The organism is Maribacter halichondriae (genome assembly GCF_027474825.1).
GTDB classification, from domain to species: Bacteria; Bacteroidota; Bacteroidia; order Flavobacteriales; family Flavobacteriaceae; genus Meishania; species Meishania halichondriae.
In genome coordinates this window covers 1,387,296-1,403,973 of the sequence record NZ_CP107030.1, presented here as the reverse complement: position 1 = coordinate 1,403,973, position 16,678 = coordinate 1,387,296, and the positions used below count along the sequence as shown (strand labels likewise).

The following is a 16,678-nucleotide window of genomic DNA, read 5'->3' as shown; positions in this document are numbered from 1 at the left end:
ATCTTTAATTAAACTAAAAAAGGATTTACTATGGGAATGGGATATTGGATATTAATCGGCGGCATAGGCCTGATAAGCATGTTGGTAAGCGGCAAGCTAAAAAGCAAGTTTGCTAAATACTCGAAAGTACATTTGCAAAATGGCATGAGCGGTGCCGAAATCGCGGAAAAAATGCTGGCGGACCATGGTATTCGTGACGTAAAAGTAGTTTCCACGCCGGGAATGTTGTCCGATCATTATAATCCAAAAAATAAAACAGTGAACTTAAGTGAAGGTGTCTACAATCAGCGAAATGCTGCTGCTGCTGCTGTAGCGGCACATGAATGTGGGCATGCCGTGCAACATGCGCAGGCCTATGAATGGTTGACCATGCGCTCAAAATTGGTGCCGGTGGTTAGCGTGACCTCGGGTATTTCGATGTGGGTCGTTTTCGGGGGACTGATGCTAGGTGCCGCTGCAGGGGTGGGCCTTGGCTATTGGATTGCCGTTATTGGTCTCGGAATGATGGCATTTGCAACCTTGTTCAGTTTTGTGACCTTACCTGTAGAGTATGACGCGAGCAATCGTGCCTTAGCTTGGTTAAAGGCAAAGAACATGGTGACCCAACAAGAATACAAAGGTTCTGAAGATGCGCTGAAGTGGGCCGCGCGCACCTATTTAGTAGCTGCAATCGGTTCGTTAGCTACTTTGATTTATTTTGGATTGCAGGTTTTCGGCGGAAGGGATTAACAGTAAAAATATTCTATTATATAGAACCTGTCCAATTATAATTGGACAGGTTTTTTTATCTTTTGTAACCAAAAGAAGAAGATGATAGAGAATATTGAAATACGGTTGGCGGTCATTGAAGATTTACCGGCTTTGGTCACGGTAGGAGATAATCTTTTCGACCATCCTGTAAAACCCCACCGCGCGACGGAATTCCTTGAGGATGGTAGACATCATCTTGTGTTGGCATTCTATGGAAGCGAGGTTGTAGGAATGGCTTCCGGATTTCACTATGTGCATCCTGATAAGGATCCAGAGCTATTTATCAATGAAGTTGGGGTAGTCGAAAGTTTTCAAAACCAAGGAATTGGTCGGAAATTGGTCAAATATCTTTGGGAATATGCTAAAAAGTTAGGATGTGTTTACGCATGGGTCGGCACCGAAAAATCAAATATAACAGCTCAAAAGTGTTATCTAGCCGCCGGAGCGGAGCTAGACGAGGAACCTTTCTTGCTATTTGAGTTTAATAATGAAGATGGATAGCCTAGATAGTTATCTGTCTATCGATTTGTTGTGCCAAAGAGATAAAAGTCTCCGTTCGTGAAACCCCTTCGATTTGTTGAATTTCTTTATTGAGTACCTGCATAAGGTGTTCATTATCCCTGCAAAGAACTTTAATGAGGATGGACCAATTGCCGGTGGTATAATGGCATTCCAAAACTTCGGGAATTTTCTCTAACTGTTTTACCGCTACCGGATTGCTCATTGCCTTATCGAGATAAATACCGATATAGGCCATGGTCGTATAACCCATAATCTTGGGGTTGATAACGAATTTTGAGCCCGCTAGAAGTTTAGAAGCTTCTAATTTTCTGAGCCTTTGGTGAATGGCAGCACCGGAGATGCCGATACTTCTTGCGATTTCGAGTACTGGCTTTCGGGCATCTTCCATCAAGAACCTTAGGATTTTCTTGTCGATACCGTCTATCTTGATTTTATCGTTAGCCAATTTCATAATTTACATTTCATTTTGATGGTTAAAATAGAAAGTTAATTATAAAAGATAACGTATGGAAAATGCAAATTAGTATTGAAGAAGGATTTTTCCAACTATTTATCCGCCACGGAATCAGGATTGTAACCTAAGTAAGGCACCTCATATTCCTTGAAAACAATACCTAAGCTTTCAAGTTCTTTAAGTATGGGCTCGTAGACCTCTTTCGAAATAGGAATTTGTACCCCCGGGTTTTTGATTTTTTCATTTAAAATCAACAGTGTAGCAATGGCAACAGGGAGTCCAACGGTCTTCGCCATTGCGGTATGCGTTCGGTTTCGCCCGATGACCACCATATTGGCATCGACCTGATGATTTTCCCCATTTAATTCATAGCCGAATTTGTGGTACATAACGATCATATCCTTATCGTCATCGCTCAGTGTCCAACTATCCTCAAGAATATACTGTAGCATTTGTGCAGGGGTGGCATTTTTTAATGGAATGGTCTTTTCTGAAGTGAAAATATTAAGCTCGACCAGCTTTTCCCACATGATATCGTCTTGCTCGATTTTTAAATAATGTCTCAATTTTAGTTCCACGGAGTCGGTCGGCGAGTAGGGCAGGAATAAATTGACGAATTCCCGATAGGTCATGCCTTCGGAATTTTCAATGGTATAGGTATCGTCGGTCATACCAAGCTGTACGAACATGTTCCATGCCTTTGAGAATCCGACACGGCGCATGGTGCCTCGGTACAAGGTAAGAACATCTTGCAGTCCGTAGGCTTCTCGATAGTTTAATGAATCTCGATTGGCATAGCCCTCAAAACGGCCATAACCCTCGATATTGAAGAACTCTGTGCGTCGAAACAGTTTGTGGTAGGGAATATATTTATAGGTGCCCTCTTGAAAAAACTTTGCGGCACCGCCTTGACCAGCAAGAACAACGTTTCTGGGGTTCCATGTGAATTTATAGTTCCAAAGATTGGTATCGCTTTCTGGGGCGACAAGCCCTCCGGTAAACGACTCGAACAATAACATTTTCCCGCCCTTGGCACGAATACGGTCTATAATCTGCATGGCGCTCATATGGTCGATTCCGGGGTCCAATCCGATTTCGTTCATAAAGATGAGTCCTTTTGATTTTGCCGCATCGTCCAGTGCCTTGATTTCTTCACTGATATAGGATGCGGTAACGAGATGCTTTTCGAATGCAATACAGTCTTTGGCAACCTCGATATGAAATCGGGCCGGAAGCATGGAGACCACGATATCGACATTTTGAATCGCTTTTTTGCGTTCCTCTTCCTTAAAAATATCAAGCTGTAGTACGGTACACGAAGTATGCGATTTGATGTTTTCCGGAATGGCTTCGGGATTAATATCCCCAATCGTCAAGTGTAGTTTTTCGGTTTCGGCCTTTTCCAGAAAATAATCCAACAAATAGGAAGTTGATTTTCCGGCACCTAGAACGAGTATTTTTCGCATTCTTTGTTATTATTTACTTTTGATATAACGATTGACTAAGGTATCAAATTGTTACATTTATAAAAAAAGGAGCGCATTAAGTTATGAACAGAACAATTTTTCTGATAGGTATTTTATTAGGTGTCCTTGCCATTATTCTAGGTGCTTTTGGGGCTCATGGATTAGAAAAACTTGTCGATTCCGATGCCATTGCCACATTTGAGACCGGGGTACGCTATCAAATGTACCATGCCCTTTTCCTGCTGGTCTTGGCCAATCTAAAATTCGTATCTGAACAGTACAAAAAAGCCATTTTTTACTTGACGATTTTCGGCGTAGTGTTATTTTCTTTTTCCATCTATTTTCTCGCGACCAATAGTCTGACTGGTTTCGATTTTAAAAGCATCGGATTTATTACTCCAATTGGCGGTGTACTCCTTGTGTTAAGTTGGACACTGTTGGGCTACCGTAGTTTTAAGTCTTTTGACTAATAAATCCTCAAAATCAGTAGGCTTAAATTAAATTTATAATAATTTTGCATACTTAAAAACGCTTTTGAATGAACAATTCGAAAAAAACGAACAAAACAATCTCGCTTAAATCGTACGGAATTGAACACGATAATGTGCAATATCAGTTGTCACCTTCAAAATTGCATGCGATTACACTGGAAAAAAATATGGGCGAAGAAGCATCCTCTGGAGCATTGGCAGTGAACACGGGAGAATTCACCGGAAGATCACCGATGGACCGTTTTATCGTAAAGGATGAAAACACTGAAGATAAAGTGTGGTGGGGCAACATCAATATTCCGTTCAATCCCGAAAAGTTCGATGCGCTCTATGATAAGGTCATCTCCTATTTGAACCAAAAAGAATTGTACGTTCGCGATTGTTATGCCTGTGCCGATGCCAATTACCGTATGAATATTAGGGTAATCAATGAATATCCTTGGTCGAATATGTTCGCTTATAATATGTTCATCCGTCCAACAAATGAAGAGCTTAAAAATTTTGACCCTGAATGGACTGTGGTCAACGCACCTGGTTTTATGGCCGATGCGAAGATTGACGGCACACGCCAACACAATTTCGCTATCTTGAATTTCAAGAAAAAGATTGCACTTATTGGAGGAACGGGATATACCGGGGAAATTAAAAAAGGAATATTTTCCGCCTTGAATTTTATTCTTCCGGTCTACAAGAAAACCTTGCCTATGCATTGTTCGGCGAATGTTGGAAAAGATGGAAGCACAGCCATATTTTTTGGATTGTCGGGAACTGGAAAAACTACCCTGTCCACGGATGCTTCCAGAAAATTGATAGGCGACGATGAACACGGTTGGAACAACGAGAACGCCGTTTTTAACTTTGAGGGCGGATGCTATGCAAAGGTCATCAACCTATCCGAAGAAAATGAGCCCGAGATTTTCGCGGCCATTAAAAAGGGAGCATTGCTTGAAAATGTAATTATGGATGGCCATAGGGAGGTAGATTTTGCCGACACCTCCATTACCCAGAATACAAGGGTAAGCTATCCAATCTATCATATAGATAATGTGCAACGGCCTTCTATCGGAAAGAACCCAAAAAATATATTCTTTTTAACTGCGGATGCCTTTGGTGTTTTGCCCCCTATTTCAAAATTGACACCGAGTCAGGCCGCATACCATTTTATTTCTGGTTATACGGCCAAGGTAGCCGGTACGGAAGCTGGTGTGATAGAGCCCGTACCTTCTTTCTCGGCCTGTTTTGGAGCACCCTTTATGCCTTTGCACCCGGCGAAATATGCAGAAATGTTAAGCAAGAAAATGCAGGATGCGGGTGTCAACGTTTGGCTTGTAAATACAGGCTGGACGGGGGGCCATATGGCGTTGGAACCCGTATGAAACTTAAATATACCCGGGCCATGATCAATGCGGTACTAAACGGCGACCTCGGACTTTATTCCTATGACAACTACCATATTCATTCGGTATTTGGAGTTGCACAGCCTAGGGAATGCCCTGGTGTTCCGACCGATGTGCTTAGTCCACGTACTACCTGGAATAATGATGAGGCCTATTATAAAACGGCATTTAAACTATCAAATGCCTTTAGGGAGAACTTTAAAAAGTTCGAAGCCTTTGCCAGTGAAGAAATACGCCGAGGCGGGCCGCAGCGTTATGCGTACTAAAAAAAACCCTCCGAAAGGAAGGTTTTTTGTTTAATCTTTTATGATATTATTTTTTGTTGGCCTCGATAATATACTTCTGGAGCGCCATAGTCATGGAAGGTGTCTCCGGGGTCGGAGCCTGAATATCGATACGTAGTCCTGCATCGGTGGCGGCTTTTACTGTAGAATTTCCGAAAACTGCGATACGGGTATCGTTCTGCTCAAAATCCGGAAAATTCTTCAAAAGTGACTCAATGCCCGAAGGACTGAAGAAAACAAGCACATCGTAGTAAACATTGCGAAGATCTCGACAGGTCACTGATTACCGTTTTATAGAAAATACCGCGTGTCCAGTCGATTCCGATTTTGTTCAAGGTTTCGGGTACAATACTTTTAAGGGAATCGGAAGAGGGCAAAAGAAATTTCTCGTCCTTATACTTTTTAAATAGAGCGGCTAGGTCGGCAAAGTTCATTTTACCTACGTAAATCTTACGTTTTCTATAAACCACGTATTTCTGAAGGTAATAGGCCACGGCTTCCGACTGACAAAAATATTTCATGGAGTCGGGTACCTTGAAGCGCATTTCTTCCGCAATTCTGAAATAGTGGTCTACCGCATTTCTGCTAGTAAGAATTATCGCTGTGTAATTGTTGAGGTCTATTTTTTGTTGACGTACCGATTTCGCGTCAACTCCCTCTACGTGGATAAAAGGACGAAAATCAACCTTGACCTTGGCCTTATCAATAAGTTTTGAATAAGGGGAATTCTCCATTTTCGGTTCCGGTTGTGATACTAAAATCGTCTTAACCTTCATATACCCAACTGTTTAAGATAGCTGCCTATTATAATAAGCGGTGAAATTTCAAGTGCGCAAAGGTACAAAATAAAATAGAAAAAGTTGTTGGTGATGAATTTTTGATGATTCCGCAACACGTTGACCCAACCAATTCCGTTTACCAAAAGAATCAGGAAAAAAGCTACATAAATCACAAGTTTCGAGTCTTTCAAGACATAGGCAAGCATGATATTGGCCAATAGCATAATGAGCCCACTATGGTTCAGGTATGATAGCTTCTTAAAAATAATTTCACTTATGTCACGGTTCGCCCCGAAAATGAATCCGTTGCTAAGTTGCAGAAAGACCTTTACGAGTAGAAATGCTATCAAACCGCCTAAAATGATTGGAAACATTACGATATTCGAGTCGTTCAAAGGCTCTCCGAAAACTGTCCAAATAAAATAAATGAAAAGCGAAAAGTTGACAATCTGAAAAATACTGAAGAAACTATGAAACCAATTCGCCAATTTCTCCTTTTTGTTGTACATAAAGATGTACTTATTATTGAAAGGCAGAATGATGAAGTTTAAAAAGCGATTATAGAAAAGACCTTTGGCAACAACTATGAACAAAAGACTACCGAAGATTAGAATCGTAATCCAATCGATACTTTCTATGGTTCGAAGGGTTGGTTCCATTATTCTATTTTGATGTTTGCACCATTAAGTCCATAGGGCAATCCGTTTTCAGATATTCCTAACCTGAAATATTTTGGGTCTTCCATTTCAGGTTTTGGAAGTTTAAACGTAAAAAGTGTTGTATCATTTGATTTTAACGCCAAAATATTTGATTCGGGCCGTATTTCGGCTATACGTTGAATATCACGTAATTCTTTATGTGCATTGAGAAAAGCCGCCCCGAATTTTATCCTCTCAAGTGCAATATCGCTATCGTAAGGATTAAAAATTTTAAGATTTAGTGTTTTTCCATAAGGATTTTCAACCTCCTCTTTTTCCAAAATACAGGTTAGCTTTCGATACGACTCAAAATTTTCTATGAACTTGGCATAGAATATTTCTCCATTGGTTCGTGAATACGACAATTTGCGTTCGAAAATGTTCTGTGAAACATATAGTACTTTTTTATGCTGAACCGTAAACTCCGAACTGTCTATCGAGTATTGGTTTTTGCGATAGTGCACATTGTTCAATGAAATGGCGGGTTTTCCTGAATAGAATTCGTACATCGGTGCAAACCGATACGAGTTTTCAAAGACTACAGGATTATTTTCTGCAAGTGCCTCGACCTTAGCTACCCAATGTTTATTCCCATGGGTTTCATAATAAATTGGAAACAGGTGTTCGTAAATTAGGCCGATTCGTAAAAAAAATAATACGGCAATGGTGGCGATACCGGTCCTAAAAACCCATTTTCGAGTACTTTCTTCCTTTAGCATATAATTGAATACCAAGACCACCAACGGAATTGAAATCACAATAATCCATTGTGCCTGAACCCGTCGGTTAAAACTTGAGATAAAAAAGAAAATTAGCACTCCATAGGCCAAATAGAGCAATGCCTTGGTAAAAAGGTCGAAAGCCATTGTCTTGAACAATGATTTGTAGATCCATGGGAAGGTCAAACCGAAAATGGCGACGAGATTTAATAAAAAGCTCAAGGTATATTTGCTAAAATCATAGGCGGCATTCGGCCGTTCATATAAATGATATCTGAACGACACAAAATCGTGCTCATAAAGCCAGAGAAAATGTGGCGTATAGCAAAGTAGGGCCATTATCGCTGCTAACCACGCATATTTGTTGATCAAGAGTTTCAAGTTCGACAACAAAACAAACAATATGACCAATACCGCGTGGTACTTACTATACATCAAAGCGGCCATTACCACGCCCAAGAGAAGTGCCGTAACGAAAGAAGGCGTTTTGATGAACTTTTTGTAGATCAGAAGAAAAAGGGCGGTAAAGAACAATAAGGGGGTATCTGGCAAGGTCAAGAAGCCATAGGCATTGAGCAAGGTCATCGAGAAGGTCAAAATAAAAAAATGAACGACGTATTCCTTATTTTTCTCCGCATCTATCATGGCCCAAAGAACCATATAAGTACCAGCCGATATAATACAACTCATAAACCGGACCCCCAATTCACCATCAAAAAAGAAACTGCTTATCTTGATGAGCAACGCTACCATTGGCGGGTGGTCGAAATAACCCCATGCCAAATCTTTGGCATAATACCAGTAATAGGCTTCATCAAAAATCAGTTCCGTAAAATGGGCCTGGAGCAAATTGACAAAGAATACTATACCTAATAAGTAAAGAAAAGACTTAGGGAGTTTCTGTAGCATTAAGTTGATATCTATATCCCTATTATTGTCCGGGCACTGTTTAAAGTGCCAAGATTCATTAGGTGGATGTAAGTTCAAAATTACAAATTATGATGGTTACTGCGTATTCTAAAAAAACGATAAAACCGATTATGTCATTTTCGGACAGCGTTTAAAACACTATTTTTGTCCGTATACCAAAAAGTCAATGCCGAATCGCCTAGTCATTATTCCCACCTTCAACGAGATAGAGAATATCGAGGCTATCATAAAAGCGGTTTTTGATCTATCGACCGATTTTGATGTGTTGATTGTCGATGATAACTCACCAGATGGTACGTCTGCCGCGGTGGTTCGTTTGCAGAACGAGTTTCCGCATCGACTTTTTTTAGAGACGCGAAAAGAAAAATCGGGCTTGGGTACGGCCTATATTCATGGTTTCAAATGGGCCATTGCCCGAAAGTACGATTACATTTTTGAGATGGATGCCGATTTCTCTCACAACCCGACCGACCTGCCCCGACTTTATAGGGCCTGTCTGAACGGTGCCGATGTGGTCATTGGATCCCGTTATAAAAAAGGGGTCAATGTGGTAAACTGGCCTTTGTATAGGGTGCTACTGTCATATGGGGCGTCGTTATACGTAAAAATGATAACCGGTATGCGGGTTCATGACCCCACGGCGGGGTTCGTATGTTACAAAAGGGAAGTATTGGAGAACATCAAACTAGATTCCATTCGTTTTGTAGGCTATGCCTTTCAGATAGAGATGAAGTTCAGGGCCTATCTTCGCAACTATAAGATCGAAGAAGTTTCGATAATTTTTCGGGATCGGGTGAAAGGAAAATCTAAAATGAGTTCATCGATTATCAATGAGGCCATTTTTGGGGTGTTAAAAATGAAATTACGCAGTATGTTTAATAAAGAGCGGTTTTAGCTATGGGGAAAACGTTATTAAAAAATGCCGTTATCGTAAATGAAAACCGAATTTTCGAAGGTGACTTGCTGTTGGAAAACGAGGTTATTGTAAGGATGGATAAAGACATCAGCGACCCAAATGCTACCCTTATTGATGTTTCCGGAAATCATGTTCTGCCCGGTATCATCGATGATCAAGTCCATTTTAGGGAACCCGGCCTTACGCATAAGGGCACTATTGCCACAGAGAGCAGGGCCGCCATAGCAGGGGGTATTACCACCTATATGGAACAACCCAATACCAATCCGCAGACCACTACTATAGAAAAACTGGAAGCGAAATTCAGTTTGGCAAAAAGTGCATCGTACGCCAACTATTCATTTTTGTTCGGAGGTACAAATGACAATCTTGAAGAACTAAAACGCCTGGATAAAAATGCCTGTTCTGGGATTAAACTTTTTTTAGGATCCTCAACGGGGAACATGTTGGTCGATGATGAGGCGGTGCTCGAAAAGATTTTTGAGAGTACCGAGATGGTCATTTCCGCGCATTGCGAAGACGAAGGAACCATTAGAAGAAATTTGGCCCATTACAAAGAGCAATATGGTGATGACATTCCGGTTAAATATCATCCGTTGATACGTAGCGAAGAGGCTTGTTACCTTTCCTCTTCGAAAGCGATAGCTTTAGCAAAAAAACAAGCGCACGACTGCATGTCTTTCATCTCTCCACAGGAAAAGAAACCGAACTTTTCCGAAATGACATTCCTTTAGAACAGAAAAAAATTACTGCCGAGGTGTGCATTCACCATCTTTGGTTTTCCGATATCGATTATGATACCAAGGGAACTTTAATTAAATGGAACCCGGCAGTGAAAACGGCCGAAGACCGTTCAAAATTATGGGAAGCGTTGCTAGACGATCGTATCGATGTGGTGGCCACAGATCACGCACCCCATTTACTCAATGAAAAAGACAACGTATATACCAAGGCTCCGTCGGGTGGACCTTTGGTACAACATGCGCTTCCGGCCATGTTGGAAAAGTATCATGACGGAACAATATCCTTGGAAAAAATCGTGGAGAAAATGTGCCACAACCCGGCCAAATTATTCCAAATAAAAAAACGTGGTTTCATACGCGAAGGCCATTTTGCCGACTTGGCCGTAGTCGATTTGAACAATACATGGAACGTATCCAAAGAAAATATCGCATACAAATGTGGATGGTCTCCTTTTGAGGGATACGCTTTTAAATCCAAAATTTCGCACACTTTTGTCAATGGTCATTTGGCGTATGAAAATGGTAAATTCTCCGAAACACGCAACGCCGAGCGTTTAACTTTTGATAGATGATGATACGAAAACTGCTGTTCATTCTTATATCGATCATGATTGCTTCATGTGGAGAAAAACTGATGGAAGCTCCTGAAAACATTATACCCAAAGAAAAGATGATCGAAGTGTTGTCCGATATGGCTATAGCCAATTCCGCAAAGAATTCAAATGTTACCATAATTCGGGATAACGAAATAGACCCTACGGCCTTTGTGTTCAAAAAACATGGAATAGATAGTGTTTCGTTTGTGGCCAGCGACAGATATTATGCATCGCTTCCTTCTGAATACGAGTCAATTTATACGGCTGTCGAATTGCGATTGACGGAAAAGAAGCAAGAACTTGAAGACGCAAAAGCAGTCAGTGATAGTCTTCTTCGCATTGAGATGGAAGCGAAAAGGAAACTGAAGGACTCAACCAAGGTCAAGACAAAGGTCAGGATGGGGGACTCTCTTCCTTAAATTTTTCGCAACAAAGTTGAATTGTAGGTTCTAGGGGCGAAAATGTAAAGTTCAGTGCCTTTTTGATCTTTGAATTATCGTAGGCATCTCTTTGATACAATGAGGTAATCGTATTTTTGGTAATGCTTCGGCCTTTATCGGTAAATAGATCGAAAATCCAATCAAAAAACCTTCCTATTTGCAATTGCCAGTATTTTAATTCCTTATTTGGTATTCGCTTTCCAAGAGGCTTTGCAATCATGTCAAGTGTTTTTTTGAATTTCAGGTTTTCTGCAACGACAATATAACGCTCGTTCTTTAGGGTCGAATCCATTAAGTCGGTCATAATCGTTACTACATCGTGGACGGTCACAAAACCTGTGCCGCCAGGCGGGTAGTATGAATACCCTTTTTGGGCGGTCGTAAAAAAAGCCCCGCTGCCTGTGCCCCAAAAACCAGGCCCCAATATCACTCCCGGATTAATGATTACGGTTTCCAGTCCCTCTTGAGATCCGCGCCAAACTTCCATTTCAGCCCTGTATTTGGTTAGGGCGTACACGTTGACATCTTGATCGGTCCATTCGGTTTCTTCATTGGCCGATGAACCATCCAAGCTTCTACCAATAGTACCTATCGTACTGACATAACACAATTTTTCAATGTTTTTTGAAATGCAGAGATTTACGATATTGGCCGTGCCTTCGATGTTTGTCTTTTTTAAAATGTTGTAATCACCGGGATTAAAAGAAATCAGGGCGGCACAATGAAATACCTTATTGACACCCTCAAAAGCAGTTTCCAAATCGGGAATATTGTTCAGGTCCGCTTTAACCCAATCGATTTTTTCGAACAGTTCGAGGGGTTCGAAGTGTAGTAGCCGAAGATTTTTTTTACATGTTCAAGATTGCTTCTCTCCCGGAATAGGGATCTTACCGAAATATTTTTCTGTAGCAAACGCATGAGTAAATGCGTGCCTACCAAACCCGTGCCCCCAGTGACCAAAACCATGTGATAAATGTAGGGATTGTATGTGAATTAATGTTCCTATGGGTTTATTTAGATGATGTATTTCTATGGCTGGAACGCTACTTTTTTTCATTTTCTCAAAGGAAGAAGGTGCCCTATTTCCTTTATATTTGCAGCTGATTGTAACTCTAAGGGAAAAGATGGCCACAAATTTTGTAGAAGAATTAAAATGGAGAGGAATGTTGCACGACGCAATGCCCGGAACCGAAGAACATCTCATGACCGGAATGCAGTCAGCTTATTTGGGAATCGATCCCACTGCGGACTCCTTACATATCGGTCATTTGGTCGCCGTGATGATGTTGCGACATTTTCAATTAGCAGGCCATAAACCGTTTATATTGGTAGGCGGTGCAACGGGAATGATTGGGGATCCTAGCGGTAAATCGGCAGAGCGCAACCTGCTCGATGAAACCACATTACGTCACAATCAAGAGGCCTTAAAAGAACAGCTTTCACGATTTTTGGATTTTGGGAACGAATTGGCAAACGTCGCAGTTCTGGTCAACAATTATGATTGGATGAAAGATTTTTCATTTCTTGATTTCATAAGGGATGTTGGAAAGCACATTACGGTCAACTATATGATGGCCAAAGATTCCGTAAAAAAACGCTTATCTGCAGAAGCGAAAGAGGGGATGTCGTTTACCGAGTTTACGTATCAATTGGTGCAAGGCTATGACTTTCTTTATTTGTACCAGAACCATAATTGTACTTTACAAATTGGTGGTAGCGACCAATGGGGAAATATTACCACAGGCACCGAACTGATTCGCCGAATCGGGGGTGGAAAGGGTTATGCTTTAACATGCCCTCTGATTACAAAGGCCGACGGCACAAAGTTCGGGAAGACCGAGAGTGGTAATGTCTGGCTGGATGCCAATCTCACCTCACCGTACAAATTCTATCAATATTGGTTGAACACTTCGGATGAGGATGCCGAAAAATACATTAAGATTTTCACCTTTTTGACAAAACAGGAAATCGAAAGTTTAATACAAGAGCATCAAACGGCCCCTCATCTTCGAACACTTCAAAAACGTTTGGCAGAGGAAATTACCGTCATGGTGCATTCGCAAGCCGATTTGGACAATGCGCTGCGCGCGAGTAACATTCTTTTCGGAAAGTCAACTTCCGCAGATCTAAAAGGATTGGATGAAAAGACTTTTCTCGATGTTTTCGATGGCGTACCACAATCCGAAATCTCAAAGTCTGTTTTGGAAAAGGGTTTGGATATGATAGGTGCTCTCGCCGATAAAACAGGTTTTTTAGGCTCGAACAGCGAAGCGAGGCGAGAACTGAAACAGAATTCCATTTCAGTGAACAAAGAGAAAGTCAATGAAGATTACCTGATTTCCAAATCAGATTTGATAAACGAAAAATTTGTACTTCTGCAACGGGGAAAAAAGAACTACTTCGTTCTGGTTGTAAGGTGATATAAAATTATGGAGGTCTATAAACATAGAATACTGGTTGAACTTGAGCGGTTTTATGGCGACCTACTGATTAATATAGAAGATTATTCGGCTATCAAAGATCATCTAAGTGCCTTGGCCTCTAGAATGTGGGCAGGGGTTCAAGCCGAAAACAAAGCCGTTTTAAGTGAAATCAGCAACTATCACTGGTCACATTTGGGCAAGAGCACGACCATATTGGCCTCCTTCGGTTTGACCGAAGAAGATTGCAAACAGACCATCGCGAATGAATACGGATTTCGAAGGTGGACCGAAGTGATGCATATGGACAACGCCTATAACCTCGAGTTCGAATATACGGTAAACGATATGCTCGCAGGTAATATGGAAATAGTCAAAAATAGGATTTCGAAGAACAAGGGCTTGGTCAATAAGAAATCGTACTATGGCCACCGCGCTACATTATTGCACTATGCGGCAAGTAATGGGGTTGAACTCTGGCGGCAAAAAGTACCGTTGAACCTTCCTGAAATTGTAGCGTATTTAATTGAAATGGGGATCAATAAAAAAGCAAAGATGAAGGTTTATGGAGTTGAGTACACTGCGGGTGAGCTATTGCTATCTAGTGCGCATCCTTATGACGCCGGGTTAATTGATGTATTGCGACCGTTGTTCTGAATCACTTTTCTTGCTCATTGCGCAACCTTATTATCTTTTTTGAATCTTTAGGTAAAGTACTAAACTATGGGAAAGTCGGTCTACATCATTTCACTTCTTGTCATGATTCTGTTGAATTTAATATCCTGTGAAAGTACAGCATGCTGTATTCAGCCCCAAATTGAATTACAAGGGAGGTTTACACATCAGATTCTGGATTGTGATAACCAAGAAAACCCGGAAATTAATTGTATCGAATGGTTGGAGTTTTTGAATAGTTCAGAGGTGGATATCTTATATGGCGGCGGTGATATTGTTTACCGATTTACCTACAGTCAAGGGCAAGATTTTATTTCCATGGAAGGCCCGCCGACCTCTAGTTTTAAGCCAATTTTTATCATAAGGGACTCTGCTACATTGGTAAGAGAAGATAATGGCGATATTTGGCGTAAAGAATGATATGTTGACCTAGAGCACCATCAAATTACAACCCCGAACATCGGAATGGTCGAAACGGCCCAATACTTCAAAACTTCCATCTTCATACATTTTTCCTAGATCTTGCGTGGCAATAAACGAACATGAGTTGATGTTGGCAAGGTCTATAATGTTCATGCCACCCGTTTTACCGGTCGGGGTATATGATAATGGATCTTCGGTATCGCGAATCAGTATTTTCATCCATGGCGGGCATTCGAAAATTCCGTTACCTTTTGAATAGGCTTGCGATAGAAGCTCGGTCATACCGTACTCGGAATGAATTTTGCCTACCCCGAACCCCTGTTTTAATTGTTGATGAAGTTCGTTCCGTATCAGTTCTTTTCGCCGTCCTTTCATGCCTCCGGTTTCCATGATGATCGTGTGCTTTAAATGGAATTTGGTTTTTTCGATTAGGTCCAATAAAGCAAAAGAAACACCTACTAAGAGCACTTTCTTTCCCGAGGCATCCAAGCGCATCAAAGTAGTTATTAAAGCATCCATCTCGTCCAGATAAAAACCACTTTCAACATGTCCACTTTGTTCGATTAGATCATCCATCATATAAATTAAAGATGAACCTTCGCGTTCCAAATAGGAGGGGAGTAGTCCTAAAATGCAGTAGTCGGCGATAGGTCCGTAGAAATTTTCAAAACAGGTTCGGTAGCTTCTTTTGTAGACTTCAACGTCTTTTACAAAATGTTTACTAGTGTTATTTCCGGTGGTACCGCTGCTGCTGAAAACAATCTGGTGCTTGGCGTCTTCTGTCACTATCTTTTTTGATTTGAAAAATTCAATGGGCAGAAACGGAATCTCCTCAAGGGAGACCACTGAATTACTGGTTCTGCCCAACTGATCACAAAAGGATCGATACAGCGAATTGTTTTTGTACTGATAATCAAAGACTTCCAAGGCAAGTACACGGAATTCGTTTTTAGTGCGTATCGAAAAAATACTATTGACATTCATTATGTCAAAGTTAGGCATTGGCGACGATAGGTATGGGCAAAAAAAGACCCCTTTAAAAATAAAGGGTCAATAGTTTTAGTATGACGGCGTTATTATTTCACAACCAGTTTTCGTGTTATTGTCTTTTTACCTTCGGCAACTTGTAGTACGTAAACGCCCGGTACCAAACGTGAAATGTTGAGGGTCTTGTCCGAAATTCTATCGGTAAGTACAACTTCTCCAAAAACATCGTATACCACAATATTTTTAATTCCGTTCTCTTTGCTGGTCATGTAGACCACTTCATCATATGCCGGATTGGGGTATAATTTGAACTCGGATATCTCATCGCTTCTTTGGTTCTGAAAATCCATAGGTTCTTGCGCCGAAAGGGCAAAGGAAAACACCATAAACAGTGCAGTGTAGATTATTCGCATAGGTATTGATTTGGGATCAACGGTATAAAGATAGTGAAAGGGATTACTTACACCTTAAAAATGTTGTGAAATTCGACCAAATGTATGTAAAAGGAAATTCGAAAGACAGTTCGTCGATATTTGATGTAAATCATCGAAAGAAAATTTCACGGTAAAGGCAGAATGAGGGCCAAGCTACTTGATAATGAGCTTTCTGGTAGCGACCTTGTCTTTTTCAAAGACACGAAGTACATATACACCCGCATCTAAATCGGAAACATTCAGTTCTGACCCAAGAATGGTCGTTTCTAGCACTTGGGTCCCCAAAACATCAAAAATCAACACCTTTTTGGGTGCATCAGCTGCAGTTTGAATATATACTTTACCCGTAGTGACAGGGTTTGGATAGAGCTTAAACCCGTCAATATCGCTATTGGGCTTCGAATCTTGTCCGTAGCTGGCTGCGATAAAAAGAAAGAAAATGACGAGGTAAAGGTGCTTCATATGGTATTGTCAACAAAAAACATACCACGAATATAATAATTCTTGTTTCTATATGCCCCAGCCGTCCAAGTAATATGGCAATTATTCGATGA

The 16,678-nt window shown here is 40.9% G+C and carries 17 protein-coding genes and 3 pseudogenes; 10 read left to right on the top strand and 10 right to left on the bottom strand.

The window, feature by feature from the left end; genetic code table 11:
• Positions 1-30 precede the first annotated feature (30 nt).
• Positions 31-729 carry a zinc metallopeptidase gene (locus tag N8A86_RS06335; RefSeq protein WP_273568278.1) on the top strand — a complete coding sequence of 233 codons (699 nt, stop codon included), beginning with the start codon at positions 31-33 and terminating at the stop codon, positions 727-729.
• A gap of 81 nt (positions 730-810) precedes the next feature.
• Positions 811-1,251 (top strand): GNAT family N-acetyltransferase, encoded by a 441-nt coding sequence (locus tag N8A86_RS06330; protein WP_273568277.1) that lies wholly within the window; start codon positions 811-813, stop codon positions 1,249-1,251.
• A gap of 1 nt (position 1,252) precedes the next feature.
• On the opposite strand, the gene N8A86_RS06325 is transcribed toward N8A86_RS06330, so the two are convergent.
• Positions 1,253-1,723: an Lrp/AsnC ligand binding domain-containing protein gene (locus N8A86_RS06325; protein ID WP_273568276.1), complete on the bottom strand. Its 471-nt coding sequence runs from the start codon at positions 1,721-1,723 to the stop codon at positions 1,253-1,255.
• 95 nt (positions 1,724-1,818) lie between these two features.
• Positions 1,819-3,192, bottom strand: a complete 1,374-nt coding sequence (locus N8A86_RS06320; protein ID WP_273568275.1) for a saccharopine dehydrogenase family protein — start codon at positions 3,190-3,192, stop codon at positions 1,819-1,821.
• 83 nt (positions 3,193-3,275) lie between these two features.
• Between N8A86_RS06320 and N8A86_RS06315 the strand changes: the two genes are divergently transcribed.
• Together N8A86_RS06315 and pckA are read left to right on the top strand one after the other, a co-directional pair.
• On the top strand, positions 3,276-3,662 hold the full coding sequence (locus N8A86_RS06315) for a DUF423 domain-containing protein (protein WP_273568274.1): 387 nt from the start codon (positions 3,276-3,278) through the stop codon (positions 3,660-3,662).
• 68 nt (positions 3,663-3,730) lie between these two features.
• A pseudogene (gene pckA, locus N8A86_RS06310) lies at positions 3,731-5,346 on the top strand (phosphoenolpyruvate carboxykinase (ATP)).
• A 46-nt stretch (positions 5,347-5,392) separates the two neighbouring features.
• Here pckA and N8A86_RS06305 read toward each other — a convergent pair.
• The 3 genes and pseudogenes from N8A86_RS06305 to N8A86_RS06295 all read right to left on the bottom strand — a co-directional run bounded on the left by N8A86_RS06305 (position 5,393) and on the right by N8A86_RS06295 (position 8,469).
• Positions 5,393-6,140: pseudogene (locus tag N8A86_RS06305) on the bottom strand (uroporphyrinogen-III synthase).
• Complete coding sequence (locus tag N8A86_RS06300) at positions 6,137-6,802, bottom strand: DUF4271 domain-containing protein (RefSeq protein WP_273568273.1); 666 nt, start codon at positions 6,800-6,802, stop codon at positions 6,137-6,139. The pseudogene N8A86_RS06305 and the gene N8A86_RS06300 overlap by 4 nt, the downstream one beginning before the upstream one ends.
• On the bottom strand, positions 6,802-8,469 hold the full coding sequence (locus N8A86_RS06295) for an ArnT family glycosyltransferase (RefSeq protein WP_273568272.1): 1,668 nt from the start codon (positions 8,467-8,469) through the stop codon (positions 6,802-6,804). The genes N8A86_RS06300 and N8A86_RS06295 overlap by 1 nt, the downstream gene beginning before the upstream one ends.
• Before the next feature lie 187 nt (positions 8,470-8,656).
• Between N8A86_RS06295 and N8A86_RS06290 the strand changes: the two genes are divergently transcribed.
• The 3 genes and pseudogenes from N8A86_RS06290 to N8A86_RS06280 all read left to right on the top strand — a co-directional run bounded on the left by N8A86_RS06290 (position 8,657) and on the right by N8A86_RS06280 (position 11,164).
• Entirely contained in the window at positions 8,657-9,385 is a 729-nt protein-coding gene (locus N8A86_RS06290) for a polyprenol monophosphomannose synthase (RefSeq protein ID WP_273568271.1), read from the top strand.
• 2 nt (positions 9,386-9,387) lie between these two features.
• A pseudogene (locus N8A86_RS06285) lies at positions 9,388-10,721 on the top strand (dihydroorotase).
• Entirely contained in the window at positions 10,718-11,164 is a 447-nt protein-coding gene (locus N8A86_RS06280; RefSeq protein ID WP_273568270.1) for a DUF4296 domain-containing protein, read from the top strand. Before N8A86_RS06285 ends, N8A86_RS06280 begins: the two are co-directional and overlap by 4 nt.
• Here the strand turns inward: N8A86_RS06280 and N8A86_RS06275 are convergent.
• Together N8A86_RS06275 and N8A86_RS21425 are read right to left on the bottom strand one after the other, a co-directional pair.
• Positions 11,139-11,945 (bottom strand): SDR family oxidoreductase, encoded by an 807-nt coding sequence (locus N8A86_RS06275; protein WP_337251750.1) that lies wholly within the window; start codon positions 11,943-11,945, stop codon positions 11,139-11,141. The genes N8A86_RS06280 and N8A86_RS06275 overlap by 26 nt on opposite strands.
• 14 nt (positions 11,946-11,959) lie before the next feature.
• A complete protein-coding gene (locus N8A86_RS21425; protein WP_337251801.1) occupies positions 11,960-12,103 on the bottom strand; it encodes a hypothetical protein in 144 nt (47 codons plus the stop codon).
• A gap of 206 nt (positions 12,104-12,309) precedes the next feature.
• Between N8A86_RS21425 and tyrS the strand changes: the two genes are divergently transcribed.
• From tyrS to N8A86_RS06260, 3 genes are all read left to right on the top strand, one after another.
• Positions 12,310-13,605 carry a tyrosine--tRNA ligase gene (tyrS, locus tag N8A86_RS06270; RefSeq protein ID WP_273569037.1) on the top strand — a complete coding sequence of 432 codons (1,296 nt, stop codon included), beginning with the start codon at positions 12,310-12,312 and terminating at the stop codon, positions 13,603-13,605.
• A 9-nt stretch (positions 13,606-13,614) separates the two neighbouring features.
• Complete coding sequence (locus N8A86_RS06265) at positions 13,615-14,262, top strand: hypothetical protein (RefSeq protein WP_273568269.1); 648 nt, start codon at positions 13,615-13,617, stop codon at positions 14,260-14,262.
• Positions 14,263-14,328: 66 nt separating this feature from the next.
• Positions 14,329-14,700, top strand: coding sequence for a hypothetical protein (locus N8A86_RS06260; RefSeq protein WP_273568268.1), 372 nt, complete (start codon positions 14,329-14,331; stop codon positions 14,698-14,700).
• Between the two features lie 9 nt (positions 14,701-14,709).
• Here N8A86_RS06260 and N8A86_RS06255 read toward each other — a convergent pair whose 3' ends face one another.
• The 3 genes from N8A86_RS06255 to N8A86_RS06245 all read right to left on the bottom strand — a co-directional run bounded on the left by N8A86_RS06255 (position 14,710) and on the right by N8A86_RS06245 (position 16,586).
• On the bottom strand, positions 14,710-15,687 hold the full coding sequence (locus tag N8A86_RS06255) for a LuxE/PaaK family acyltransferase (RefSeq protein WP_273568267.1): 978 nt from the start codon (positions 15,685-15,687) through the stop codon (positions 14,710-14,712).
• Between the two features lie 92 nt (positions 15,688-15,779).
• Positions 15,780-16,103: a T9SS type A sorting domain-containing protein gene (locus N8A86_RS06250; RefSeq protein WP_273568266.1), complete on the bottom strand. Its 324-nt coding sequence runs from the start codon at positions 16,101-16,103 to the stop codon at positions 15,780-15,782.
• Positions 16,104-16,277: 174 nt separating this feature from the next.
• Complete coding sequence (locus tag N8A86_RS06245) at positions 16,278-16,586, bottom strand: T9SS type A sorting domain-containing protein (RefSeq protein WP_273568265.1); 309 nt, start codon at positions 16,584-16,586, stop codon at positions 16,278-16,280.
• Positions 16,587-16,678: the final 92 nt, after the last annotated feature.